Origin of the sequence: Bernardetia aquimarina (assembly GCF_042180575.1) — a bacterium.
In the GTDB taxonomy this organism is placed as follows: Bacteria; Bacteroidota; Bacteroidia; order Cytophagales; family Bernardetiaceae; genus Bernardetia.
Genome location: NZ_CP170094.1, coordinates 3676369 through 3702099, shown reverse-complemented (window position 1 = coordinate 3702099; position 25731 = coordinate 3676369). Strand labels below are relative to the sequence as shown.

Sequence of the window (25731 nt, the reverse complement as noted above, 5' to 3'; positions counted from 1 at the left end):
GCTTCTTTGCATTACTAATCTTTAGTTGGATACACTAAAAAGTTATGATTATCAATCATTTATCATTTCAATAAAAAATATTCAATTTATTATAAATCCTGTTTTGAGTTAATACAGAAAAGTATTTTTTTAAGTATAGAAATACATTCTAAATCAATTAAAAACAAATTAATAAACGTTCTTTAAATAAGTTTTAATCCAAGTTTTGGAGTCAGTTTTGAACTAAAACAAACTTGATTATTAGTTATTTTGTCTGACAAAGGTTAGCAACAAACACTAATTATATGGCAAAAGTAAAATACTATTATGACACCGAAACGTGTCGTTACGAAAAAGTAAAAGCGTCTAAAGCAGATATTGCATTTAATATTCTTGGACTCTTGGTAGTTTCAGCAGTACTAGCAGTCGGTTTTGCGACATTTTACACTCAAATGTTCCCTTCAAAGGAAGTGGCACAACTTAAAGAAGAAAAACAAGAGCTTTTGACTAAATATCAAGTTCTTGATAAAGAAATTAGTCAAGCAACTGATATGCTTTCACATCTTCAACAACGAGATAATAAATTATATCGTTCGATGTTTGAAGTAGAGCCTATTCCAATGGAAATGAGAAAAGGAGGAACAGGTGGTTCAGAAAAATACAAACATTTATTAGATGATAATCTTGTAAATGAAACGCTTATCGTAAATACACACGAAAAATTGGATAATCTAAAAAAACAGATGTATATCCAAACAAAATCGTATGATGAGCTTATGAAATTGGCGCAAAGCAAAAATGACATGATGGCTTCTATTCCAGCTATTCAGCCTCTTTCAAGAAAAGATCAAACAAGTTTTGCATCTGGTTATGGAATGCGTACACACCCTATCTATAAAGTTCGTAAAATGCATGCAGGTTGTGACCTTAGTGCAAGAACAGGAACAGCAGTACATGCAACAGGTGACGGTGTCGTGATAAAAGCAGATTGGTCTAGTGGTTATGGAAGATTAGTAGAAATAGACCATGGTTATGGATATATTACAAGATATGCACACCTTTCAGCTTTTGACTGTAAGAAAGGACAAAAAGTAAAACGTGGACAATTAGTAGGAAAAGTAGGTAGCACAGGACTTTCAGTAGCACCTCACCTGCATTACGAAGTACGTTATAACGGAAAACCTGTAAATCCGATTAATTACTTCTTTAATGATTTGTCGCCTGCAGAATATCAACAATTAGTAGAACTTTCTTCTCATGATGGACAATCACTTGGTGGTGGTTCGGATGAAGAAGACCACAATCATGTTCACTAATAATAAAAAAAATATTAGATTTTCATAGAAACACAAAAAAGCACTATAATTTTTTATAGTGCTTTTTTGTGTTTAATAGTTAGGACAAGTTTAGGACTAACAAATTATGTTCCTATAAATAAGAACACATATTCTAACGCAATTTGAAACGTTTGCTTTCTTTTACTTGACTTACTGTATTTTTGATACGAGTAATATCTTCCATAGAAGCTCCTGCTGTCAGAATATCTAAATCTGCACTTGAAACAATGACTTCTACATTTTCTAAACGTTGGCGCAATTCCTCATTTTCTTGCATTATCATATCAAGTTGTTGTTGTTCTTGTTGACTAAGACGACGAGCTACTTCTAGTTTTTTTACTTTATAGAAATAATTCGTAACAATGGCACTTGTAGCAATTCCAAATGTACTACCAAATATAATTAATAGCTCTAGCATAAATATTGGATTAAAGTTGATTCTAATGTTGTCCTAATGTACGAAAAAAAACTAAATCTAGTTATATCAAAATTTCTTGTATCAAAAAAAGCTATTCATTCTTTTTAGAAATGAATAGCTTTTTTTGATGTTTAAGCTTCTTTGACTATATATTTTTTTGCTTATTTCACTTTTTTAGTCCATTCAGCTAAACTAGTTTCAATACTTGCTTTGCGAGCATCATAAAAACCACCTCCATTTTTTGTACCCATCTCTTGTGCTTTCTTTGCAAGTGCAACAGCTTCTTTATAATTTCCTTGTTTTGCTTTTACTTGTGCCATAATCCATTGAGGGAAAAAGTGATTATCTCTCAATTTTATAGAAAGATCTGCCCAAGTAGCAGCTTTTTCTACATCTAAATCATTCTGAACATAATACTCAGCAGCCGAAGCATAATCATACCATGCTCTGCCATAAATACCCATTCCTTTATCAATTGAAGCCACTGCATTTGCTTTTGTATCTGTCGTGACTTTAATAGGAAGCATTGTTTTTTCCCAATTCATTACTAAATGTGCTTCATTATCAGATTGAGGTAAAATAGAATATGCTAAATATTCACGCATCTCAGCCTCTTTTGGAGTTACTTCTACACGAATAACATCATCTTCTTCCAAATAAGAAAAAACACCATTTCCTTTAGAGTCTTTATTCAAAATAACTGTCCATTTGTCCTCCGTTGGAATCGTAATCAATGTATAAGAACCAGCCTCAACTTTTTTGCCCTCTACCATAACATCAGTGCTAAAAGTAACTTTGGTAGGAGAGTTTGCGCCTGTACGCCACATTTCGCCATAAGGAATAAGTTCTCCCCAAATCTTACGTTCACGAACAGCTGGAGCAGAATAATCTACCGAAATTTTGGTAACCCCAATCACTTGTGAAACTGAAGCTGCAGGACTAGGAACAGGCATTTCTACTTGAGCGCAAGACTGTTGAATGGCAAGTAAAAAAAGCGCAATAATAATAGGAACAATTAAAAGTGTGTGTAAATGTTTCATAGAAAAAAATATGATAAAAAATAGATGAGTAGTGCGTATTGTCTTTAAATTACTCAAAATTTACGTAAAAAATTGCTTCAAAGATGCAATAAACCTTCATTTATGAAATGATTTAGTTTTTTTTAGGAAAAAGTAGTTGCCTTATTGCCAAACTCTCTTAATTTTGTGCCTTTAGATAGTAAAAAAATAACTCTTTGGTATAATAAAAAAAGAAATTATGGAATGGATTGAGGCTCTTATTTTGGGTATTTTGCAAGGATTGACAGAATTTTTACCTGTCAGTAGTAGTGGACATTTGGAGCTTGGGAAAGCACTTTTGAATATTAATCCATCTAACGACCTTCTTTTTTCGATTATTCTTCACGCTGCAACTGCCCTTAGTACTCTCGTCGTTTTCAGAAAAGAAATTGGTTTTATTCTGAAAGGAATGCTAAAATTCAAATGGAATGATGAATGGGAATTTGCTGTAAAAATCGTAATCTCTATGATTCCTGTGGGAATAATTGGTGTGTTTTTTAAGAAATGGGTCGAATCTTTTTTTGAAGGAAATATTCCTTTTGTAGGTGGAATGCTTTTAATTACAGGAGTTTTATTGATGATTACTCGTCTAAAACAAGAAAATGCCCTTCCTACAAGTGGACAAAAAGCAATTTTAGATGAAGAAACTACACCAAAAGAAACGCATAGCCAAACGGCTGCTCTTAATCAAAATATTTCTTATTTACAAGCTTTTGTTATCGGACTTGCTCAAGCCATTGCCGTTTTACCAGGTATTTCTCGTTCGGGAGCGACCATTGCAACGGCTCTTTTGATTGGTGTTCCACGTAGTGAGGCTGCTCGTTTTTCGTTTTTGATGGTTCTTGCACCTATTTTTGGAGCTACTCTTTTGGAAGTAAAAGATTATTTTGAAAGTCCAAATCCTGCTACTTTGGATATTTCTTTTCTCTCCATTGGATTTATTACGGCTTTTGTAGTGGGTCTGATTGCTTGTTATTGGATGGTGGAACTGGTCAAAAAACGTAAACTGATTTATTTTGCTGTCTATTGTTTGATTGTTGGACTGATTGCGCTTTTTGTGTAATTAAATACTATAAATTGATTGGCGAGTGATTTTTATGATAAATACAGGATAAATGCGAATTGCTATTTTTTTTGATGATTATCAGAATTAACATGTTCCATAATGCCAAACTCTTCTGTATTCTGTTCTTGTTATTTCTATAATCCAATTTGTATTAAACTCTGGACAACTTTTGTTTGGATATTCATTGAGGATAGCAAAAATTCTATTTCCGATTTTAAAAATTGATGTCACAACTGAATAATAATTATCAGAACATACATTATAATCATATCCTTCATGTGTTTTAAGATTTATATGTTCTGTTTGTTTTTCAGAATTTGAAATAAGAAGAGAAGAAAAATGATGTAGAATATCTGATTTAGTTGTACTTACATTTTTTTCAAGACCTTTTTCATATTTGAAGACGAGTTTTATTTGAGTAGTTTTTACATTTTCTCCTATCCAAATTCTCTCTATCAATTTACATTTTGCTTTACTTTCAAAAAGTATGTTGGGATATTCTGTATTGTTTTCAAAACTTGATGTAGAAACAGTATTGACTAGCCAAATACTCAAATAATTTTCTCTGTCTATCGAACAAAGTGTATCATTTACTTTCACTTGATAAATGTTTTTCTTTCCAATTTTATCCCACCAATTTGTTCCATTTTGACTAAAATTATACACACTTGCAGTAGAATCATAAAACTTTCCTTCGCCTACTAGCATTTTATCATATCCATTCCCCTCAAATCCAATTCCCAAAAAGAGGCAAGAAAACAGAATTAACACTTTGATTTTCATAGTTATTTTTAATTATTTATAAAGTTTCTTGTGTATAAAAAAACTCGTAAAGTACAATACCTCACGAGTTTCAAAATAAACTAAATATAAAAGCCTATTTCGCCAAAACAGGCGCATAAATTTCATTTACTTTTTCTACTACATAATCAATTTCTTCAACTGTATTGTATTTACTGAATGAAAAACGAACTGAAGGACGAGAAGGGTCATTTTTGAGAGCCGTCAAAACGTGTGAGCCAATTTCTGAACCACTAGAACAAGCACTTCCACCCGATGCAGAAATTCCTTGAATATCCAAATTAAATAAAAGCATATCGCCCATATCTGATTTTGGAAACTGAACGCTCAATACTTTTGGAAGTCCTGTTTCAAGATTTCCAGATTCTCCATTAAAACCTACATCTTCGCCAAAAATTGCTCTTAGTTTTTCTATCATTCTGCTTTTTAGAGAAAGAATATGTTTTTTGTGAGCATCTCTTTCTGAAATTGAAATCTCTAAGGCTTTTGCAAGTCCAATAATTCCAGCTACATTTTCTGTTCCACCACGCATATTACGTTCTTGCGCTCCTCCTGTTTGGAATGGACAAAAACCTGCATCGTGGCGAATGTATAAAAATCCAATTCCTTTTGCTCCATGAAATTTATGTGCAGAACCTACAATATACTGAACAGCCAATTCTTGCAAATCCATTGGATAATACCCCATCGTCTGAACAGTATCAGAATGAAACATAGCATTGTGTTTTTCGCAAATTTCGCCTGTTTGTTTCAAATCTAGAATTGTTCCTATTTCATTGTTTCCATGCATAAGTGAAACTAAAGCTCGTTCATTTTTAGTAGAAAGATTACTGAGAAGCTCGTCTAAATGATTCAAATCAATATTTCCTCTTTTATCAATATTTACCATACTTACTTTTGCTTCTCCTCGCTTTTCCAATTCCTCAACAGTATGCAAAACAGCGTGATGTTCCAAAGGTGAGGTAATAATATGTTTTAAATCATGCGAACGAACAGCACAACGAATTGTGGTATTATCAGCTTCTGTTCCTCCAGAAGTAAAAAATATTTCGGCAGGTGATGTGTTTAAAAGACTTGCAACTGTTTTGCGAGCCTTCTCAACGGCAGATTTTACAATTCTTCCTGTACTGTGTGTAGAAGATGGATTTCCAAAATGTTCTGTTAAATAAGGCATCATTTCATCTAAAACAGCTTTATCTAATTGTGTAGTCGCTGCATTGTCTAAATAAATGCGAGAGGAAGAAGAAATTGACATAAATGGTATATGGATTTAGTATGAACAGTAGTATTTTTCTGATTGATTTTTGACTAATTACTTAAAACTAAAAAATCTTTCCCAACTGTTCAATATATTAAATGTGTTTTTGGTAAATGTTAAGTTATTGATTATGAACTTGTTAATCAATAATTCAAGTTCACAAAGGTACAGAGATTTTATAAAAAATTCAATTCTATAGCAATTTTTTGGTTTATTGAATAAAAACTCTAAGAAATCATTAAATTTCGGCGTTACTAACTACTCTACAATAGAATTTCGAAAATATATTTGTCAGGACACCTCTTCAAGGTGTCAGACAATTCATTTTTTAACTGTACTGACACTTGAAAGTGTCTGACAGTTCTATCAGTTTCGAAATTATTTTTGACTGAGTATAACTATTACAAATCAAAACAATATGAAATTAAATTATTATTGCTTTTTCCTTCTCCTTTTATTTTTCTTGAAAATAGAAACTGGTTTTGCTCAAAATCAAATTGATTCTTTACAAAAAGAATTGAAAAACAGTCATCCAGATACTTCTAAAGTCAATTTGTACAACGAATTAGCTTTTCAGATGAGTATTCAGAATATAGACTCAGCTCTGATTTATGCAGAAAAAGGATTAGAGTTAGCTCAAAAGAATGATTTTAAAAAGGGAGTTTTTATAAATTATGAAAATACAGGAGTTATTTATGCTGAAAAAGGAGATGCAGATAAGGCAATGGAGTATTTTTTAAAAGCTATTGTTTATAAAGAAGAAAATTTACCTAGTACTTCTCTTGTAGAAATATATAGACAGATAGGAATTCTATTTTTCAAACAAAAAGAGTATCAAGAATCTGAAAAGTATTTTAAAGAAGCTTTAGTAGTAGCTCAAAAAGAAAATAATCCCATTATTTATGAAGTTTATTTCAATTTAGCAACACTTTACTCTAAACTCAAAAAATTTGAGGAATCTGAAAGTTATTTTGATAAATGTTTGGAGCAAAAAAATATATCTTATAGAGAAAAAGGAGGCGTTTATCTCAATAGAGGAAATATGTATCAACGAATGAAAAAATTGAAAGAGGCTGAAGAGTCCTATCAAAAAGCATTGGATATTTTACCAAAAGAGGAAACAAAAACGCTAGGAAAAATCTATAATAGTTTAACAGATGTAGCTCTCAAAACTGGAAGATATACGTTGGCAGAAAAATATGCACAAAAAGGATTAGAGTATGCAGAAAAAAGTCAAAATATTCGTTCAGCTATTTATGCTCGTCGGAATTTGAGTTATGCCTATTATTTGAGTGGAAGTTATAAAAATGCTTTTGAAGTATTGGAAGAGTACAGAAAATTAAGTGATAGTTTAATACAAATGACAAATACAGAAAACCTAAATGAGTTAGAAAAAAAATATCAAAACGAAAAAAAACAAAATGAAATAGAAAAATTAAAACAAGAGCAAATTCTTTATACAGAAAGAGAACAAGCAACCAAAACTAGAAATATTCTATTTTTGATAATTGCTATAATCACAACCATTGTTTTACTTCTTATTTTACAGCTTCAAAAAACTAGATATAAAAGAGATATTGCTACAAAAGAGAGAGAAAAGGAAAACCAAAAACAAATTCAACTCTTAGAGCTAAGAGAAAAAGAACTTCAAATACAACAATACAAAGAACAACTTCATAGGCATACTCATAATTTACTTCAAAAAAATCTTGTTTTGAGTGAATTAAGAGAAGAGCTAAATAGCTTAAAAGAATTTGAAGACGAAGAACAGAAATATAAAAAACAGAAAATTGAAGAATTGATTAATGGACGCATATTAACAGAAGAAGATTGGCAAAATTACAAACAGATTTTTTCGAATGTATATCCTCGTTTTTTTGAGAAGTTGAAAAATGATTTTCCAAAAATTTCGAAAGCTGAAAAACGAATCGCTACCCTTCTCAAACTAGGGCTTTCACAATATGACATGGCAACTATTTTAGGTATTTCAGAAGAGAGTGCAAGGAAAGGAAAATACCGTTTGCGTCAGCGTTTGGGAGTAGAATCAGACGAGGCAACTATCAAACTTCTTGAACAGATTAACTAACATTATCTAAAAAACTAACTAAATAGTTGTCTTTATTACTCAACAACTAAAGATGCTTTTTGGTATATAAACACCTGTATAACAACACTTTACACTTTTGCCCCAGTTTTGTCCCAAGATTTTTTAGTCATTTTTGAGTGATTTGCGTACATTTGATTGTGCTGCTACTACAAAGGAGAGTACTATTTATTTTTAGTTTCTCTTTGAAGGAAATAGCACAACTAATATTACCAATTTTACCTTTTTACTTTCTTTTAAGTGAGCCTTAAAGCAAATTCAGAATGAAGAGAATATCTTAATTTTGAGTTTGCTTTTTTGTTTTATCTTTTTCAAACTAATATCATAAAATCCTTATTCTAAGTACAAAATTACCTCATCACCTTTTCTTAGACGAAGCTGTTTTTCGGCATTTTTTTCAGGAACAAATATTTCTACTCTTCCAAAAGAGCCATTTATTAGATTAGGCATTCTTTCATTTCCTTCTAAGAAAAAATCACAAAATTTTGCTTGTTGTTCTAGTATTTTACCATATTTTATCCCTTTTCTTGCTCTAAGGTTAGTTAGTGCATTACCATATTTATCAAAAGACAAAATTTCTCCTGTTACTGTTTTTTCTTCTTCATTGTAAGTGCTAAATGGAAAATTGAGAAACCAATCATACTGAATTTCTTCGCCCATATTTTCCATCGCAATTCCGTTAGCAAGATGTGCAGCCACAGGTGCAAAAATATCTCTTCCATGAAAACTATTAGCATCACTTTCAAGCATATACGTTTTGTTTGTGATTTCGACACATTGTTCTACATCTTCAAGAGCCGTTATTAAATCCAACATTCCGTTATGAGGAGCAACAAAATAATAACCACCACTTTTGACGATAATCGGTTGTCTATCACTTCCAACTCCAGGGTCAATGACACATAGAAAAATTGTTCCTTTTGGAAAATAACTATAATGAGCTTCTAGAAGTAAAGCTCCACGCAAAATATCATAATCTGGAACAGAATGTGCCAAATCTATCAAGTTTACATGAGGAGAAAGTGATTTGATAACACCTTTCATCACTCCTACGAAACCATCTTGATACCCAAAATCAGTAAGTAATACGATATTCATATTTAATCCTTTTGCCTGCATTTTATTTTTTCTTTCAATTCAAAAATTGAAAAGCAATATACATAAAGATTGTGATTTTTGCCTTATATATTTGTTTATTTTAATAACTTAATAGTTATTGCTTTTTAATTATAAAAAAAGCAGGGATAGTTCCTTAATTTAAAAATTTGATTATCAATGTTTTATTCTTAATTTTCTAATCAGAGTCAAAAAAAAGAAATAGACATAATTTATCTTGTCAAAGTACACTTACTAAACAGAATGAAAAATACAATTCGTGATTTTTTAGAGAATGAACCCAAACATCGAAGTAAAAACATAACTTTTTTAGTTTATTTTCTACTTGTTTCTATGACAATCAGTTTCATTCCTGATGTATATTTTGGTTTGTGGGAAAACTTATGGTTTTGGGTTTGTATCTCTGTATATTTAGTTAGTGTTTTAATTGTTAAGAGCTATTTAAGTATTAGTTGGGCTGCACATTGGTTTTTATTTGGATTTAATTTCGTGGCATTTTATTTTGCAAGTAGTATTGGAAAAGATAGCAATATTCATTTTCTGTTTTTCTTATCTATCCTTCTTATTCCCTCTGTCATAAATTTAAGCTCAAAAAGATATGTTCTTTTTCATATTATTTCTCCTTTATTTTTTTTATTGGTTTTAGTTCTTTTTGACTTTTCAGTTTTTTCTAAAATAAAAGGTGTTAATCCCATACACGAAGCTATTTTTGGAAAGGTAAATATGGTTTTGGTATTTGTTTTATTTCCTGTAGTAGCTTTAATTTTGGTAAAGTCGTATCAAGATATTTTTATAAAATTGATAGAGTCTGAAAAAGAAATTTTAGACAAAAATGCAGAGCTTTCAAAGACAAATCAAGAATTAGATAACTTTGTGTATAGTGTCAGTCATGATTTGCGTGCGCCTATTTCCTCTGTTTTGGGATTAATTGCTATTTCTAAACTAGAAAATGACCCTATTCAACTTAAACATTACGAAACTCTAAAGGAAAAAAGTCTTCTCAAGTTAGATTCTTTTATCAAAGATATTTTAGATTATTCTCGTAATTCTCGTGTAGAAATAACACCTCAAAAAATCAACTTGCAAGACTATTTGTTACAATTAATTCAAGAGTTTGAATATTTACCCAAAGCAAAAGATTTTGAAGTAGAAATTATTATTTCTCAAACAGATGATTTTCAGACAGATTTGTACCGAATAAGTATTATTTTTAATAATCTAATTTCAAATGCGTTTCGATATTCAGATGCACAAAAAGACAAACGTTTTTTGAAAATATATGGAGAAGTTAAGCAAGAAAAAGCCTGTATTTTTATTGAAGATAATGGAATTGGAATATCAGAAGAACACCAACAAAAAATATTTGAGATGTTTTATAGAGCCAGTGAAAATAGTCAAGGTTCGGGTTTGGGACTTTATATTTTGAAAGAAACACTAGAAAAAATACAGGGAACAATCAAAGTAAGTTCAGAAGTAGGAAAGGGAACTTCCTTTTACCTAGAATTTCCGAATCTAATAAAAAAGTAGGTTTTTATTTTGTTTACCCCTTAATCAACTTATCCCCCAAAGAATTTGCTTTGGAATCATTAAATTTCTTCAAAAACTGTCCTAATTCTGGGAAAGGTACTTTTTTAGGTTTATATTTTTTGGCAAGTTTTAGGTACGCTTTATTTCTAGTTTGAGAATAGAGAGCCACAGCACAAAACAAACGTACATCTGGGCGTTCCAAGCCTTTTACTAACTCTTGTTTTATCTCTTCATCTTTTTCTAATGCAGACAGAGCTAAAATAGCTCGCATCTGACGCACCTGCAATGCATAATAAGTTCTATTTTTCCATTTAGCAGACGTTTTTGGTAAAGGCAAATACAATTCTTTTATGAGTGCCGTTCTACTTCTTTCATCATTTAGTTTTGATAAATTCTTTGCAATATCCATTGACTCAGGTAAATAATCATATTCCAACAAATCAATCAAAACATCGTGCATATTAGGCGATTTTTTCCTTACCAAAGTAGTTGTTACATCTCTTGTTAGCTTTATTTCTTTTGTTTCTTGTAAAAGTTGTATCAAAAGCCATTGTCCGTAATGTGTGTTTGCCAGCGTATTAATTATATTTTTTCGTTCTCTAAATAAAGAATAATAATTATTAAAAGTACGCATCAATTCAGAATCTGAAGCATCAGCAGCCAACACAGTAATTAATAAGTTTTGTGTAGAAATGTCTTTCTCATTATTTTTATCAGAAATAGTATGTATTAAAGAATCTAGGAGTTTAGACCAATTTTTTTTCTGACTATAACTTTTTGTTAGTAGTTTATCCAAAATCAAGGCATTTTCCTTCGAAAACTCAAAGCGTGCAAATTTAGGAATAGAGGCATAAAAATCAGCTTTTTGTATCATTTCTAAAGAAGGTAAAGTTTCTACTTCCTCCTCCTTTTTATGGTTTTCATCATTTTCACCTTCTTGAGTGTTTTTCTCAATACTTTCTCTTTCTGTCAAGATGCGAGCTAATTCTCTATATGTATCAGGGTTTTGAGCATCAACTTTTAAAGAATAATTTAGTCTTTCTACTACTAAATTATCTAAAGAATCCTGTTCTTTTTGATTAGATGTTTTTATTTTAGCTTGATAAATAGCTGCATTTGTGAGATAATGACTATTTTCTGGATAAAGTTCTGCAAGTTGTTTATAATAAATAAATGTACTATCAAATCGTCTATTCATTTCATAAAATTCACCTAATCTTTCCAAAACGTACTCTTCATACGGATAAATTTTGTAGGCAGCTTGATAGGCATTAATTCCCTCTTGCCAATATTTCAAAAAAGAAGGAGAGGTGTTTTTGATAAAATCTTGTTCATAGAGTTCTGATTTTTCTTCTATTTCTGTCTCTGAATATGTTTTTAGATAAATAGAAGGTGCATTTTGCTCTGCTTTTTCAAAAAAAACATTTCCAATATTCATGTGAAAGACAAAATCGGACGGTTTGCCATTTAAACCTTCACTCCAAATATCAATAGCAGTTTTCCATTCTCCCAAATGATAATTCATTTTTCCCAATACAGAACGAGAATCCGAATCATCAGGGTCATGTTCTAAATTTTGGCGTAATAATGTTTTGGCTTCGTTGTGGTTTCCTGCATTAAAAAGAGAAATAGCCTCATCTAAAGAATGAGGAATGGAAGCCGTTTGTGCAATTACTGAAAAATTAACTAATAAGTAAAAGCTAGAAACAAGAAAGAAAAGAATATATTTTTTCATTATCGATATTCATCTAAATTAAAATAAGCCTTAAAAGGGCAATTACAAGATAGAGAAATAAAAGAAAATTCTAAAATTTGATATTTTTAATCTATTCGTTTCTCTAGTTCTTAATCTAAACGAAAATAAATTGATTCTAGTTGCAATGTCTTTTTCTACACAAAAAATTAATACAAGTCATCCAATCGCATATACAAATATTTGCTCACAGCAATATAAGCACTAATTGTATTGATACTAACTCCCAAGACCAAAATAATAAAACCAAGACCAAGAATAGAACTCATATAATCAAAAGCATTGAGTTCTGGAATCCATAAGGCAAAACCTTTGGCAAGAATAAGCACCAAAACATAAGCGATGACTCCTCCAATGATTCCATGAATAAAAGCACGACGAAGAAAAGGTTTTTTGATAAAAAATGGAGTTGCTCCGACAAGTTGCATACTTCGAATCAAAAAACGCTGAGAAAAAAGTGCAAGACGCACACCACTATCAATCAAAATAATTGCAGCAATAAAAAATACAACAGCAAAAGCTGAAAAAATATAACTAATTGTTTGTAGGTTTTTAGTAATCTCTTCAATATACTTATCTTTAAAATCTACTTCATAAACACCGTCTATGCTTTCAATTTGAGCTTTTAGAAGTGCCATTTTATTTTTTTGATAATAAGATTCTTCTACATTGATATAATAGGCATCAGGCAAACGATTTTCTCCTACCAAAAACTCTTCAAATTCTACTCCTGCTTCTTGTCGCATCATTTCGGCAGCTTCTTCACTTGCCATAAAACGAATACGAGGTTTTCCCTGTTCATCTTTCAAGACAAATTCTAATTGAGTGAGCTTTTTCTGAATACTCAAACGCTGATTTTCATTGACATCTCTACGCAAATACACTTCTACTTCTACATTTTGCTTTGTTCGAATAGAAAATTGATACGTATAAATCAAAATCAAACCCAAAAGTCCTGTAATAAAAAGTGCCAACGTAATATTAACTAGCACACCCATATATGGATAAGAGCCAATGCGTTTTTTGGAAAAAGGACGATTGATAGAAGGAAATTGCAATACTTTTAGTGATTAATGTTCAATGATTAGTGATTAATTAAATTTCAATTAATCTACAGTACAAAAATACTAAAAAGTAATTTAATTACATCAAATAAACTGTATTCCCTCCTCCAACTCTTTACTCTCTGTGATTCAAAAAGGGTGTTCTCAATTTTAATAAAAAAAGAATATTTCATTCAAATACTTGTAAATCCAAATAATTCCTTAATTTTGTATGGCAAATAGAAACATTACATTATTTGCACATGCCTGAAAATTCCACAACCCAAAACGGTGCAGCTACAACTAGCCACCCAAACCTACAAAGCCAGAATATTTCTGATGCTTTTGCTTCCAAATTCTTAATGGAAGCTCTCACTTACGATGACGTATTACTTGTTCCTGCCTATTCTGAAACACTTCCTAGAAATACGCAAACGAAGACTAAACTTACTAAAACAATTACATTGAATGTGCCGATTGTTTCGGCTGCAATGGATACGGTTAGTGAGGCTGAAATGGCGATTGCTATTGCTCAAGAAGGAGGAATGGCATTTATTCATAAAAATATGAGTATTGCACGCCAAGCCGAACAGGTAAGAAAAGTAAAACGTTCGGAAAGTGGAATGATTACTGACCCAGTAACTGTTTTTCCGAATCAAACCCTTGCAGATGCAAACCGATTGATGAAAGAATTCAAAATTGGTGGAATCCCTGTTATTAATGAAAATAAAAAATTAGTTGGAATTCTTACCAATAGAGATTTACGTTTTCAGAAAGACCTTTCTCTTCAAGTTTCGGATATAATGACTTCTAAAAATCTGATTACAGCAAAAGAAGGTGTTGATTTGCAGCAAGCAGAATCAATTTTAGATGCAAATAAAATCGAAAAGCTATTAATTATTGATAATGAAAACAATCTAGTAGGACTTATTACTTACAAAGATATTCTCAAAAATAGTGATAGACCAAATGCCTGTAAAGATGAATTAGGTCGTTTGCGTGTGGGTGCTGCCGTTGGTGTTACTGGCGATACTTTAGAAAGGGTAGCTGCACTTGTAAAGTCTGCTGTTGATGTTATCACGATTGATACAGCTCACGGACACTCAAAAGGTGTTATAGAAATGCTCAAAAAAGTAAAATCTAGTTATCCAAAACTTCAAGTTATTGTAGGAAATGTAGCCACAGGTGCAGGTGCAAAAGCTCTTGCAGATGCAGGTGCAGATGCTGTAAAAGTAGGTGTAGGTCCTGGAAGTATCTGTACAACAAGAATTATTGCAGGAGTAGGAATGCCTCAATTATCGGCTGTTTTTGAAGCTGCTGAGGCTGTAAAAGGAACAGGAGTTCCGATTATTGCAGATGGAGGAGTACGTTTTTCAGGAGATTTAGTCAAAGCGATTGCAGCAGGTGCATCTTGTATTATGATAGGTTCACTTTTAGCAGGGACAGACGAAGCACCAGGGGAAATGATAATTTATGAAGGTAGAAAATTCAAATATTATCGTGGAATGGGTTCGATTGAAGCAATGGAAGACGGCTCAAAAGACCGTTATTTCCAAGATACAGAAGATGATATTAAAAAACTTGTTCCAGAAGGAATTACTGGAAGAGTAGCTTACAAAGGAAAAGCTGCTGAAGTGATTTATCAACTTGTTGGTGGACTTAAAGCAGGAATGGGTTATTGTGGTGCAGCTTCTATTGAAGATTTGCAGAAAGCACAATTTGTCAAAATTACCAATGCAGGAATGAGAGAAAGCCACCCACACGACGTAATGATAACTCGTGAAGCTCCAAATTATAGTAGAAATTAAATTTTTTATTCGAAAGTAAATGAAACGCATAAAATTTATAAAGTTTTATGCGTTTTTTTATTGTCATTAATAGTAATTTTCAAATAGATAAAGAAGTTTAATTTTAGAGAATTAGATATAAAATTTTAATCAAAATTAGCTAGTTTTGTAATCTTATAAATTATTCAATTTACTTATTTCATTATATCAGTTATGCAACTTCCTCAACCCAAACACAAAATAAATCCTTTGTCAAGAACTGAATTTCTTGTTCGCTTTCAAGATTGCGACCCTTATGGACACTTGAATAATGGAAGGTATTTAGATTATTTTCTTGATGGAAGAGATAATCAAGTAACTTATGATTATGGGTGGAGATTGGTAGATTTTATAAATGAAGAAAAAAAAGGTTGGGTAGTTCAGAAACAAGAATTGGCATATTTGCGTTCGGCTGTTTATGGAGAAGAAATTGTAATCCGAACAGCAACTGTTTTTTATGATGACTCAAATTTGATGATTGAATGTAGGATGCTTAACAAAGACGAAACGCAATTAAAATCACTTCTTTGGATGAAACTTGTTTTTATTAATCTTACTAACGGACGAAGAACAAATCATACCGAAAATATTAAAGAATTTTTCTCAAAAGTAAATCTAAATGAATTTGATGCAGAAAAAATAACTTTTGATGAGCGTGTAAAAGAACTTACTACTTTTTATAAAAGTCAAAGGACAAAAAAGGAAAGTATCTAATTAAATTTAACCTAAATATATCTATTATAAATCATCAATTTAAAAATTTATGAAATCTGCCAAAAGACTATTTTTGTTTTTTTCTGTCCTTTTTACATATTTATTTTTCACTTCCTTTGTTCAAACAAATCAGCTCCAACTAACTCAAATTGATGTTTGGGAAGGACTAGAAGCATTTCATATGTCTATTGCTCTGACATTTCACCCTGCTGAGGATGGAGATTTTGAGCCTGTAAAAAATGACTCAGATGAACTTGTAGAAGCTGCCGAAAACCTTTTAAGCTCTAAATTACCAGTCTATTTTGAAAAATCTGAAAGTAAAAAATTAAAAAAAGATCTTCAAACTACACTACAAAAATTAGTAAAACAGAGTAAAGAATTGCATACTTTGGTAGAAACAAAAAAAGCAACTGACAAAGAATTATTGACAAAACTAAATAACTTACACAGTACTTATCATCATATTGAAGAGTTAAATAATCAAGCAAAGAAAAATTAAAGAATAAAGAAACAGAAAACAGTAGGTAATACGTTTTCTGTTTTTTATAATTTTAGCTAAATTGAACCTAAAATAAAGTTAGAAAAATACAAATAACATTTTTGGTTCGTATTTTGGATATATAATTTTGATGAGGAAAATCAAAACTGTCTTTCTAACTCCATTTTTTTAACTTTCCTCGTTATTTATTATTTAAAAAATGCTAGATTCTGATTCTCATTTGACTTTCATTTCAAGTGATGGCTTTCAAAATGTTCTCTATTATGAAAAAATATACGTTATTCTTATTCTCTGCTTTCGTTCTTTTAGCTTTCAGTCAAACAAGTAAAGCACAGGCTGTTTATACTTTTCCTATGCTTGTTCAAGAACAGGTAGAGGTAAAGTCACACCCCTTACCTTCAGGATTTGATGAAAAAGGAGATACCACACTGACGGTTTATTCTGGTTTGTATGGAGATTTTTCTGTTTATTTTGTCAATGGTCCTCAATACCATCACATTTTGAATCCTAACCCCACAGGACTTCTGATTAATGGAAAAGAATATAATTTTTATTGTGACTCAGAAAGAGGGAGTGAAAAAAATATCTCTAACTTTTTAGATATTTACGAATTTGAATATTTGGGAAGAAAATATCTTTGTTTTTTTAGTTTTAGAGAAGATTGTTTGCATAAAGGGTGTTTGTATCGTTGTTATAATTTATTTGATGTAACTGATCCCAACAATGTATCAGCCAATTCATTTGCAAGCGTATATGGAGAAACATTTACGTTTGGAGATTATAATAGTGATGGTGTAATGGATTTTATTCGTGTAGCTTCACAGCTTCCTCCTAATATTGAAGAAGACAAAATCCCAACAGAAGATAAGTCGCTTTACGGATTAGTTACTGTGTTTTCATTTGATAAAGAAGGAAAAGCAGTGGATATAAAACATGAAGGAAATAGCTATTATTTATTTATAAAAGGAACAGATGAAGAGTTTTCAGGGTTTGAGGTGGTACAAAATGATTGGTTTATTCCATTAAAAGATCAATCAGGAAAAATAGCTCCTATTACACCTTATTATGCTCCTTATGTTTCCTTTGACCCTAAAGAACCTTTTTTGTATGATGCAAAAGGCTACCGAGTTCCTCAAAATGTTTGGGCAGTACAAGTAGCTGAGTTTGATGAGATTGAAGGTGCTTTAGATTATTGTGAATACTTGATGCAAGGAGGGCTGGAAGATGTCTTTGTGTATATAGACCAATACAATAGAGATTTGCATTTTTTGGTTTTGGCAGGAAATTATCAAAACAAAGAAAAAATACAACAGTTACAGTTAGACTTAAAAAAAGCAGGTGTAAATGGTAGATTAATAAATATGAGAACAGAGTTTTAATCCTACTTTTTGAATTAATTTAATTCTTCATATTCTATTCCTTAATAAATATAACTTTTAGTAAAATCTAGCGTTTTGAAGATAAGAATAAAAAATCTTTAATTATACTATAAAGTCTGCTTATCTAATAAAAATGAAAAAAGCACAGTTTATGAAAAATATAATCGTATTTATCTTATTTATAGGTTCTTTTATGCTGTATGCATCTTCTGTTTTGGCACAAGATTATCAAATAGCACAACTTAGCCAAGAGCCAGTTACTATTACGATGCATCCTACACCTTCTCTTCCGAGAGAGAAGAGTGATACCAGTTTTACAGATTATCAAGGGTCAAGTATCCCGATTTCTTTATACGTACTCAATGGTCCTCAATACCATCCAATTATAAATCCAGCACCAACAGGAGTATATATAAATGGACAACATTTTAGGTTTTATTGTAGTATCGAACGCTCATTAGTTCAGTATTTAAGTATTTTTTTAGATGTTTATGAGTTTGATTTTTTAGGTAAAAAATACCTTTGTTTTTATACATTGAGTGAAGAATGTATGACTAAAGGGTGTCGTTTTAAGTGTTATAATCTTTTTGATATTACTAATCCAGATAAAGTTGTTGCTTATGCTTTTAATAGTATTCTTCCTGGTATAGAATCATTTGGAGATTTTAATTTTGATGGTAAAATGGATGTAATTACAGCACTTCCAAAAATGCCTGAGAGTTTTGTAGAGTCTCCAGAAGATGATCGTCGTTCAAATATACTTATTACTGTTTATACACCAACTATAAATGGCGACCTTGCAAGAATGGAAAAAGAAGAAGATGGAAATCCGTATTATTTGTATATCAAGCCTGTTGATGAAGATGTACAAGCATTTTCTGTATTGCAATATGATTGGTTTATGCCTTTCAAAAAAGATAACCAAGTATTAGAAATCAAAACATTTTATCCTCCTTATCAACCCTTTGACCCCAAAAATGATTTTATGTATGACCATAAAGGACATAGAATTGATAAACGAAGGTGGGTAATTCATTTGACAGATTTTCCAGAACAAGAAGGAGCGCAAGAGTTTTGTGAAATGCTTATTGAAGAAGGATATAGAGAAGCCTATATAAAAGTGGATCATTATGGTCCTGATTTTACTTTCAAAATTTTATATGGAAATTATTGGAGTAAAAAGAAAGCAGAACAAATACAACACATGCTTGTAGAAAAAGGAGTTGTTGATAGACAACAACCAGGAAAAGTAATTCCTTTAGACAAAAATTAATACATAATAAATAACGTGAACTTGGAACTCAAAATAGTCTTTTATAGCTCAATCGCATCTAAAAATAAAGGTTTTTAGATGCGATTGAGCTATTACATAACCTGTAATTCTAAACTTCCTCATTAATTTCATACTTTCAAATGCCCTTCTACACCACTATCCATTTTTTCACCTGTTAGAGCAGAGGCTACAATTTTGACCATCGAAACAATTTTTCCGTCTTTGGTATCCCAATAATAGGCATCGTCTGGAAAAACTTCAATGATTGTCAAATTAGGGTCATCTTTTCCGTTTGGAAACCATGCTTTTGCTAATGGCTCCCAAATTTTGTCAATTTTTTCTTTATTTTTTGAAATGGTTGCTTTTCCATACACACTCATAAATTCACTATCAGAAACATTTGAAAACATAAGCTGAACTCTTGAATCTAATAATATTTTTTCGTTGTGGTCGCTATCGGCTGCACTCAAAAACAAAATATGTCCATCTTCTGAAACTTCTTGTGCTGTCATTGGACAAACTGAAAAAGGCGTTTCTGATAAATTAGTAGCAAACATGCAAACTCGTTGTTCTTTTACCATATCTTGCATTTTGCTAATAGCTTTCTTGTCGATAAGGTTTTTTACTTCTCCCATAATATAGGTTTTCTGTATTTAGATTAAAAAAAATAGTTTAAAAAATATTCCTAAATAATTAGAATTTAGAAATAGTATTGAATATATCTCTTTTCTGTATTAAAAACAGTCAAAACAAAAAAAAGTTTTAACTTTTTCTAGTTCGTAGTTTGAAGATATATCAAAACCAATATTCCCTCATTGATTTTTGCAGACTTTTCAACTCTTCTTTTTGTGTATCTATTAGTAACTCTAATTTTTGAACCTCTTTGAAATAATAACACAAAACCTCTGTGTTGGTAGCTTTATTTTCTTTTTTGTCTATTATTTCCGTTATTTGAATATGAGTGACTTTTAAGATCCTTTCTAAATCTTTTGCCTTTGTTTCTATTTTATCCAAAAAATCAGCAAAATAAGCTGTGTAATAATTTGCTTTTCTAGTAAAATGAATTCTTTCAAAATGACTTTCTAGTTTTTGATAAATGCGTGAATAATCATTTTTGAGTTGCTGTGTTATTTTGTTCATTGAAACTTTAGTCAGCCGTAAGAAAAATATTTTTTTAAACACTTTTTAAGAGTTTTTGTTAAAAATAGATAGCAAATAACAAACCTTTCAAATTTATTTTTTAAGCTCTCACTTTTTTATCAAACCTGTCAGCAAATTTGCTACACAATTTAGCCATAAAAATACTATCACAATGTTTTTTTTGAATGTTTTTAATTATCAAAATTCAATTCTTTTAAAGAAAACAAGTATTTATTTAAGTTGTTTTAATTAAATTATTAGAACAATTTTTTATTTTCAATCAATTTTTTACTTAATCCGTATTTTTTAAATCACTTCAAACCCTATTTTTTGTTATGCAAAAGAACAAGTCAATTCGCAAATGGTATTTTCGTCTAAGTTTTTATCTCATTATTCTCTTAGGAATGGGAACTACCCTAACTACTACAAGTTGTAACAGTAAAAAGAAAGCTGCCGAAGCTGCAAAAGCACAAGCAGCAGCAGAAAAAAAACGTAAAGTTGAGAAAGCAACTGCTGACCTTCAAGCCGTTTTGAATGATACTTCCATGTCTGCCGATGAGCGTCAGAAAAGAATTGATGCTATCAAAGCAATGAATGTTGATGACCCAACTGTAAAAGACCTTATCGCTCAAGCAGAGCAAAGCGTAAGAGAGCAACGCATCAGAGAAGAAGAAGAAAAACGTCGTAAAGAAGCTGAAGAAGAAGCCAGTAAAAAGAGCAAAACTATCAAAGATTTCTTCTCAGAAATTGCTAATGCAAGTGATGCAAACACAGCAAATGCTTCTATTCAAAATGCACTTAAATTATTTACTTCTCCACAAGCTCCTGTTTTGATTATCATTGCAGAAGAAGGAGGAGAAAAAGATTATGACGAGCCTACAACAGCCGAAAAATACCTCAATTTCATCAAAGACCAAAAGAAAATGAATCACAAAGTAGTGAGCATTGGTACAGATGCAAATGGCAAAATCAAACTTTTAGAACTTAGTAATTAATACATGTTGATTAGTTAAAAAGCTAACAACAACTATTGAAAAATTGTGGTTGATGTAATTATCAGCCACAACTGAGTTTTGATTTTTGGCACAGTTTTTTGATTTCTAAGTTATTATTAGACATCATTCTCTAGTTATTATCATTCAATGAGTAACTGCATTTTCAGTTACAATGTCATTTTTTAAACTTTTTAAATCCACTATTTGAATTTCAGTTATTATGAAAAATATCAAAAAAATTCTTTTCTCATTTTTATTTGTTTTTGCTTTTATGGCAGTAGATTCTTCTGCTTCTGCTCAAACAAACGCTGACCTTAGTCCTACTCGTAAACGTGCTATTGATTCTCTTGCACTTGAAAAAGTAAAAGACTTGAGCCGTTATATTTCTATTATTGGCAACAAATCTACACAGTATTCGGAAGCAATGCGTGTCATTGACCGTGCTATGGAATTATTTTCTGATGGTGCAGAAATGGGCGTTTCTTCTGTAAACTCTAAAGCGATTCGTTATTATGGTGTTCGTAAATATTTTGACCGTTTGATGGCTCTTAATTACGACCAAGTAGAAATCGATTGGTTTAATATTCAGTATATTTCTGACCTAGAAAAACAACCAGATGGTCGTTATGTAGGTGTAATTACTATCTTCCAACGTTTTCAAGGTAAATCTGCCGATGGTTTGGTTCAGTATTCTGATGTAACTAAAAAGGACATTACAGTTTATGTAGAACGTAAAAAAACTACTATTGCTGGTCGTGAAATCGGCTTTTGGGATGTTATGTTAGGAGATGTTCGTGTAAGTGAAACAAAGAGAAACTAGACAAGTTCGATTACGAATTACGAATTACGGATTACGTTTTTTATTTTTTAAAGCATGTAATTGGTTTTCGTAATTCGTAATTTTTAATTGACTTCGTCGTCTTTCAGTTCGCAATTAATAAAGCAATTCGTAATTAATTTATGATGATAGTAAAAAATATTTTTTCAACTTTCCTTTTGGCATTAGTTTTTCTTTTGCCTTTTTCTGTTTCGGCTCAAATAGGTAATTATTTGGGAGACGAATCTGATTTGTATGCTGCAACAAAGCAAATGAATCAGTTTTTTAGGCGTTTTAATCATGAAGAGGACAAACTAGGAAATAAGTTTGACCCAACAAGTAAAGAATTTAGAAATAACTCAGATAGAAAAGATTATATTAATATTCTATTTGATGGACAAAATAAAGCTGTTCCTCAATCCGTAAAAAATGATTTTGTAAATCAAGTTACTAACTCAACTAACCCTACATTTTTAGAGTTTCATGGTGGAAATTGGTTTGCAGAGGTAACCACTCGTTTCGTTTATGAAGGTAGAGAACAAGACTTGACACTTTTTATGAAGCTCCAAGAAGAAAAAGTGGGTTCAAAATGGGTAATCAGTAATGTTTATTTTGCTCCTTTTGCCAAAATAATGGGAAAAGATATTCAAGACCCAAGCAAATTTTTACATCCCCTTAGCCACGAACTAGAGTTTATGAATCTAAGAAAGATATTCGATGAGCCTCAAGAACTCAAAGAAGTCAAAAATTATGTAGAAACAGGTCATAAAACAGATTATGTAAGTTTGTTTTTGTACGAAGTAGCTCGTAATGCACTACAATTCAAAACGGTTACAGATGTAAAATTTCACTTTTTCCAAATAGATAATTGGTATCTTGAAGTTTCTCGTTTTAATCGTGGAGGATACAATAATGGGTGGCTGATTTCGAATTTGGCTCGCCTTACTCCTGATAATAAAGATGTTTTGTTAAATTATATATATTCTAATGGTAATTAATTTCCGTTCTTATCTCTTATGCCTTTTATTGGCATTCACTACTACTACTCTTTTTGCCCAGACAACAAAAAACACAGGCAAGAATGATAAAGACAAAAAAACACAAGGCGAACAGATTTCAGCCGAAAAACTAGAAGAATACGAAGGACGTGTCCGTTCTTTGGTTTCTTTTATGCAATTTATGTACAATACATTAGGCGAAGAAGAATCGTCTGTTCGTGATAAAGAAACGATTGTCAATCAAAGTTTTCAAAAAATCTTTAAAGATAGAGATGTTCAGATAGAAGATGATTTGATTGAAAAACGTGATTTGTGGGTAAACAAAAATGTACAGTCTTATTTGAAAGACATTGACTTTTTCTACAAAAATGTAACTTTCAAATATGAAGTTTCTAGTATTGCTCATAGAGTTGCTCCCGATGGAATGATTTTTTTTACAGTTACTGCAAATCGTGCATTAGAAGGCACAAATTTTAAAAATGAAAAAGTAAAAAATAATCTTCCTCGTTATATAGACATGAGCTATGACCCAGAAAGTCAAGACATGAAGATTATTAGTATTTATACAAGTCAAGCGAACGAAACAGAAGTTTTACGTAGTTGGTGGAATGATTTACCAGCCGAGTGGTTAGCTGTTTTTAGTCAATACGTAACTATTCCTGTTGGAGATTCGATTAGTAATACTCAACTTCATTCTATTGTAGGAATGGAAGTTTTGGATATTAGTAATAACCCAACTGTAAAGGATATTCAGCCAGTAAGTCGTCTGATGAAACTAAAGACATTTAAGTGTGCAAACACATCGGTTGCAAACCTGTTTCCACTTCGAAGTATCACTAATTTAGAAGTTTTGGATGCTTCTAATACGCCAGTTCAAGATCTTTTAGCTCTTACTTATGCAACCAATTTGAGAGAACTCAATGTTTCAAACACAAAAGTAAGTGATATAAAAACACTTGAATACTTGACACATTTAGAGCGTTTGGATATGTCTATTACAGGTGTAAATTCTTTGGAAGCTCTTGGAATGGTAGATGGAAGTATTTTGAAAGAACTTAGAATTTCAAAAACGAAAGTAGCTAATCTTGATCCACTCAAAAACAGTTCTGATTTGCAATTTTTGGAAGCCTCTTTTACTCCAATTACTTCAATTTCGGCACTTTCAGAAACTAAAGAACTAGAGCGTTTGGATATTTCGAATACAAATGTAAGTAGCTTAGAACCTCTTTCTAAACTAGAAAAATTACGTTTACTTTATGCCAATAATACTAAAATTTCTAGCTTAAAACCTCTTGTTTCTGTTGCTGCTTTAGAGCGTGTTTATTGTGACAATACAGGTGTAAAACTAGGACAGGCACAAGAACTAACGAAATCAAAATCAAATATTTTGGTAGTTTATGAATCAGAAGCATTACAAAATTGGTGGAAAAATTTATCTCTTGAATGGAAAGAAGTTTTCAGAACAGCAAGCAAATTAACGCCATCAAATCCAACAAAAGAAGAATTAGCTACTCTTTCAAGAATTACAAAAATTGATGCAAAAGGACAGTCTATCAAAACGGTTGAGCCACTTCGTATTTTTGAAGGATTGAAGGAAATAAATATTAGCAGAACGCAGGTTACAGACATTACAGCTTTGCGTGATTTGATTGCTTTAGAAGTGTTGGAAGCAAATAATACCAAAATTTCAGATGTTTCTTCGTTGCAAAGTTTGGCTAGATTAAAAAAACTAGATATTGAAAATACATCTGTAAGTGATATTTCTACATTACAAAATCTGACTAATTTAGAGTTTATTTATGCTGATGGTTCGGCTCTCAAAGATGAGCTAGTTGCTACATTTTTAAATAAAAATCCTTCTACCATTGTAATTTACAAAACAGTTACACTCAATAATTGGTGGACAGGGTTATCTGCAAGTTGGAAAAAGGCAATGAAAAGTCATGTCAAAATAGAAACAGAGCCAAATAAGGAACAGTTACACGCCATGATTTATTTAGAATCAATTAATCTTGATGGAATAAGTGATATTCGTGATTTGCAGCCTTTACAAATGTCTGTTCGTTTGCGTGAACTTAGTTTTGTGCGTACAAGTGTAAGCAATCTTTCTCCTATCAAAAATATCCAAACGCTTCGTATTTTGCGCTTTTCAGAAACTCCAGTTTCTAATCTTGAGCCAATTACACCTCTTAGAGATTTGGAGCAATTAGTTTTTGAAAATACACCAGTAGAAAGCCTTGAGCCAATGGGAGCATTCAAAAACCTCAAACGCTTAAACTGTGCAGGCACACAAATCAAAACCATAAAATGCTTAGAACCTTTAAAAGAACTAACCGAACTTTCTTGTAATACTACAAAATTACGCAACCTTAAAGGCTTAGAAAATATGAGAAAATTAGAAATTCTGCGCTGTTACAATACCAAAATTTCTAGTAGAAAAGTAGATGATTTTAAGAAAGACCACCCACGTTGTGAAGTGATTTATTATTAGAATTATTTGATTCAAGCAATATTTGAAGTTGTCAAGAAAACAAATCCTTATTCAATTTTTATATTGAGTAAGGATTTTTTGTATTGGTCTTGTTCCATCTGCATGTACAGTATTATTTTCCACTTGTCTATATTTTGTC

General features: G+C 31.2%; 22 protein-coding genes. 13 read left to right on the top strand and 9 right to left on the bottom strand.

What is annotated here, in order from left to right; translation table 11 throughout:
• Positions 1–284 precede the first annotated feature (284 nt).
• Entirely contained in the window at positions 285–1295 is a 1011-nt protein-coding gene (locus tag ACE193_RS15945; RefSeq protein WP_375559216.1) for a M23 family metallopeptidase, read from the top strand.
• 133 nt (positions 1296–1428) lie between these two features.
• Here ACE193_RS15945 and ACE193_RS15940 read toward each other — a convergent pair whose 3' ends face one another.
• Positions 1429–1734 carry a hypothetical protein gene (locus tag ACE193_RS15940; protein WP_375559215.1) on the bottom strand — a complete coding sequence of 102 codons (306 nt, stop codon included), beginning with the start codon at positions 1732–1734 and terminating at the stop codon, positions 1429–1431.
• Positions 1735–1895: 161 nt separating this feature from the next.
• Positions 1896–2774: a DUF2911 domain-containing protein gene (locus tag ACE193_RS15935; protein ID WP_375559214.1), complete on the bottom strand. Its 879-nt coding sequence runs from the start codon at positions 2772–2774 to the stop codon at positions 1896–1898.
• 217 nt (positions 2775–2991) lie between these two features.
• Here ACE193_RS15935 and ACE193_RS15930 point away from each other — a divergent pair, with 217 nt between their 5' ends.
• A complete protein-coding gene (locus ACE193_RS15930) occupies positions 2992–3855 on the top strand; it encodes an undecaprenyl-diphosphate phosphatase (protein ID WP_375559213.1) in 864 nt (287 codons plus the stop codon).
• An 87-nt stretch (positions 3856–3942) separates the two neighbouring features.
• On the opposite strand, the gene ACE193_RS15925 is transcribed toward ACE193_RS15930, so the two are convergent.
• Complete coding sequence (locus tag ACE193_RS15925) at positions 3943–4641, bottom strand: hypothetical protein (protein WP_375559212.1); 699 nt, start codon at positions 4639–4641, stop codon at positions 3943–3945.
• 94 nt (positions 4642–4735) lie between these two features.
• Entirely contained in the window at positions 4736–5914 is a 1179-nt protein-coding gene (locus tag ACE193_RS15920) for a cysteine desulfurase family protein (RefSeq protein WP_375559211.1), read from the bottom strand.
• Positions 5915–6335: 421 nt separating this feature from the next.
• Between ACE193_RS15920 and ACE193_RS15915 the strand changes: the two genes are divergently transcribed.
• Positions 6336–8003: a tetratricopeptide repeat protein gene (locus tag ACE193_RS15915; protein WP_375559210.1), complete on the top strand. Its 1668-nt coding sequence runs from the start codon at positions 6336–6338 to the stop codon at positions 8001–8003.
• Positions 8004–8354: 351 nt separating this feature from the next.
• Here ACE193_RS15915 and ACE193_RS15910 read toward each other — a convergent pair whose 3' ends face one another.
• Positions 8355–9119 (bottom strand): S-adenosyl-l-methionine hydroxide adenosyltransferase family protein, encoded by a 765-nt coding sequence (locus tag ACE193_RS15910; protein WP_375559209.1) that lies wholly within the window; start codon positions 9117–9119, stop codon positions 8355–8357.
• Between the two features lie 261 nt (positions 9120–9380).
• On the opposite strand from ACE193_RS15910, the gene ACE193_RS15905 reads away from it, so the two are divergent.
• Complete coding sequence (locus ACE193_RS15905) at positions 9381–10664, top strand: sensor histidine kinase (RefSeq protein WP_375559208.1); 1284 nt, start codon at positions 9381–9383, stop codon at positions 10662–10664.
• A 13-nt stretch (positions 10665–10677) separates the two neighbouring features.
• Here the strand turns inward: ACE193_RS15905 and ACE193_RS15900 are convergent, their stop codons facing one another.
• The gene (locus ACE193_RS15900; protein ID WP_375559207.1) at positions 10678–12399 is read right to left on the bottom strand and encodes a tetratricopeptide repeat protein; all 1722 of its coding nucleotides are present in this window, start codon (positions 12397–12399) and stop codon (positions 10678–10680) included.
• 167 nt (positions 12400–12566) lie between these two features.
• Complete coding sequence (locus tag ACE193_RS15895; RefSeq protein WP_375559206.1) at positions 12567–13475, bottom strand: cell division protein FtsX; 909 nt, start codon at positions 13473–13475, stop codon at positions 12567–12569.
• 347 nt (positions 13476–13822) lie between these two features.
• Here ACE193_RS15895 and guaB point away from each other — a divergent pair, with 347 nt between their 5' ends.
• The 5 genes from guaB (at position 13823) to ACE193_RS15870 (ending at position 19151) form a co-directional block, all read left to right on the top strand.
• Positions 13823–15268 carry an IMP dehydrogenase gene (gene guaB / locus ACE193_RS15890; protein ID WP_375563366.1) on the top strand — a complete coding sequence of 482 codons (1446 nt, stop codon included), beginning with the start codon at positions 13823–13825 and terminating at the stop codon, positions 15266–15268.
• 192 nt (positions 15269–15460) lie between these two features.
• Positions 15461–16000: an acyl-CoA thioesterase gene (locus tag ACE193_RS15885; protein WP_375559205.1), complete on the top strand. Its 540-nt coding sequence runs from the start codon at positions 15461–15463 to the stop codon at positions 15998–16000.
• Positions 16001–16049: 49 nt separating this feature from the next.
• Entirely contained in the window at positions 16050–16499 is a 450-nt protein-coding gene (locus tag ACE193_RS15880) for a hypothetical protein (RefSeq protein ID WP_375559204.1), read from the top strand.
• A 263-nt stretch (positions 16500–16762) separates the two neighbouring features.
• On the top strand, positions 16763–17878 hold the full coding sequence (locus tag ACE193_RS15875) for an SPOR domain-containing protein (RefSeq protein WP_375559203.1): 1116 nt from the start codon (positions 16763–16765) through the stop codon (positions 17876–17878).
• 151 nt (positions 17879–18029) lie between these two features.
• Positions 18030–19151: a hypothetical protein gene (locus ACE193_RS15870; protein ID WP_375559202.1), complete on the top strand. Its 1122-nt coding sequence runs from the start codon at positions 18030–18032 to the stop codon at positions 19149–19151.
• A gap of 128 nt (positions 19152–19279) precedes the next feature.
• On the opposite strand, the gene ACE193_RS15865 is transcribed toward ACE193_RS15870, so the two are convergent.
• Positions 19280–19786, bottom strand: coding sequence for a pyridoxamine 5'-phosphate oxidase family protein (locus tag ACE193_RS15865; RefSeq protein ID WP_375559201.1), 507 nt, complete (start codon positions 19784–19786; stop codon positions 19280–19282).
• Positions 19787–19946: 160 nt separating this feature from the next.
• Entirely contained in the window at positions 19947–20291 is a 345-nt protein-coding gene (locus ACE193_RS15860; protein WP_375559200.1) for a hypothetical protein, read from the bottom strand.
• Positions 20292–20626: 335 nt separating this feature from the next.
• Here ACE193_RS15860 and ACE193_RS15855 point away from each other — a divergent pair, with 335 nt between their 5' ends.
• The 4 genes from ACE193_RS15855 (at position 20627) to ACE193_RS15840 (ending at position 25592) form a co-directional block, all read left to right on the top strand.
• Positions 20627–21286: a hypothetical protein gene (locus tag ACE193_RS15855; protein WP_375559199.1), complete on the top strand. Its 660-nt coding sequence runs from the start codon at positions 20627–20629 to the stop codon at positions 21284–21286.
• A gap of 220 nt (positions 21287–21506) precedes the next feature.
• The gene (locus ACE193_RS15850; RefSeq protein WP_375559198.1) at positions 21507–22106 is read left to right on the top strand and encodes a hypothetical protein; all 600 of its coding nucleotides are present in this window, start codon (positions 21507–21509) and stop codon (positions 22104–22106) included.
• A 140-nt stretch (positions 22107–22246) separates the two neighbouring features.
• Entirely contained in the window at positions 22247–23101 is an 855-nt protein-coding gene (locus ACE193_RS15845) for a hypothetical protein (RefSeq protein ID WP_375559197.1), read from the top strand.
• Positions 23091–25592, top strand: coding sequence for a leucine-rich repeat domain-containing protein (locus ACE193_RS15840; RefSeq protein WP_375559196.1), 2502 nt, complete (start codon positions 23091–23093; stop codon positions 25590–25592). Before ACE193_RS15845 ends, ACE193_RS15840 begins: the two co-directional genes overlap by 11 nt.
• The last annotated feature ends 139 nt before the right edge of the window (positions 25593–25731 follow it).

Bases quoted from the DNA above. Each gene is read 5' to 3' on its own strand.
- ACE193_RS15945 (WP_375559216.1), top strand. From the start codon at position 285: ATGGCAAAAGTAAAATACTATTATGACACCGAAACGTGTCGTTACGAA.
- ACE193_RS15940 (WP_375559215.1), bottom strand. From the start codon at position 1,734: ATGCTAGAGCTATTAATTATATTTGGTAGTACATTTGGAATTGCTACA.
- ACE193_RS15935 (WP_375559214.1), bottom strand. From the start codon at position 2,774: ATGAAACATTTACACACACTTTTAATTGTTCCTATTATTATTGCGCTT.
- ACE193_RS15930 (WP_375559213.1), top strand. From the start codon at position 2,992: ATGGAATGGATTGAGGCTCTTATTTTGGGTATTTTGCAAGGATTGACA.
- ACE193_RS15925 (WP_375559212.1), bottom strand. From the start codon at position 4,641: ATGAAAATCAAAGTGTTAATTCTGTTTTCTTGCCTCTTTTTGGGAATT.
- ACE193_RS15920 (WP_375559211.1), bottom strand. From the start codon at position 5,914: ATGTCAATTTCTTCTTCCTCTCGCATTTATTTAGACAATGCAGCGACT.
- ACE193_RS15915 (WP_375559210.1), top strand. From the start codon at position 6,336: ATGAAATTAAATTATTATTGCTTTTTCCTTCTCCTTTTATTTTTCTTG.
- ACE193_RS15910 (WP_375559209.1), bottom strand. From the start codon at position 9,119: ATGAATATCGTATTACTTACTGATTTTGGGTATCAAGATGGTTTCGTA.
- ACE193_RS15905 (WP_375559208.1), top strand. From the start codon at position 9,381: ATGAAAAATACAATTCGTGATTTTTTAGAGAATGAACCCAAACATCGA.
- ACE193_RS15900 (WP_375559207.1), bottom strand. From the start codon at position 12,399: ATGAAAAAATATATTCTTTTCTTTCTTGTTTCTAGCTTTTACTTATTA.
- guaB (WP_375563366.1), top strand. From the start codon at position 13,823: ATGGAAGCTCTCACTTACGATGACGTATTACTTGTTCCTGCCTATTCT.
- ACE193_RS15885 (WP_375559205.1), top strand. From the start codon at position 15,461: ATGCAACTTCCTCAACCCAAACACAAAATAAATCCTTTGTCAAGAACT.
- ACE193_RS15880 (WP_375559204.1), top strand. From the start codon at position 16,050: ATGAAATCTGCCAAAAGACTATTTTTGTTTTTTTCTGTCCTTTTTACA.
- ACE193_RS15875 (WP_375559203.1), top strand. From the start codon at position 16,763: ATGAAAAAATATACGTTATTCTTATTCTCTGCTTTCGTTCTTTTAGCT.
- ACE193_RS15870 (WP_375559202.1), top strand. From the start codon at position 18,030: ATGAAAAATATAATCGTATTTATCTTATTTATAGGTTCTTTTATGCTG.
- ACE193_RS15865 (WP_375559201.1), bottom strand. From the start codon at position 19,786: ATGGGAGAAGTAAAAAACCTTATCGACAAGAAAGCTATTAGCAAAATG.
- ACE193_RS15860 (WP_375559200.1), bottom strand. From the start codon at position 20,291: ATGAACAAAATAACACAGCAACTCAAAAATGATTATTCACGCATTTAT.
- ACE193_RS15855 (WP_375559199.1), top strand. From the start codon at position 20,627: ATGCAAAAGAACAAGTCAATTCGCAAATGGTATTTTCGTCTAAGTTTT.
- ACE193_RS15850 (WP_375559198.1), top strand. From the start codon at position 21,507: ATGAAAAATATCAAAAAAATTCTTTTCTCATTTTTATTTGTTTTTGCT.
- ACE193_RS15845 (WP_375559197.1), top strand. From the start codon at position 22,247: ATGATGATAGTAAAAAATATTTTTTCAACTTTCCTTTTGGCATTAGTT.
- ACE193_RS15840 (WP_375559196.1), top strand. From the start codon at position 23,091: ATGGTAATTAATTTCCGTTCTTATCTCTTATGCCTTTTATTGGCATTC.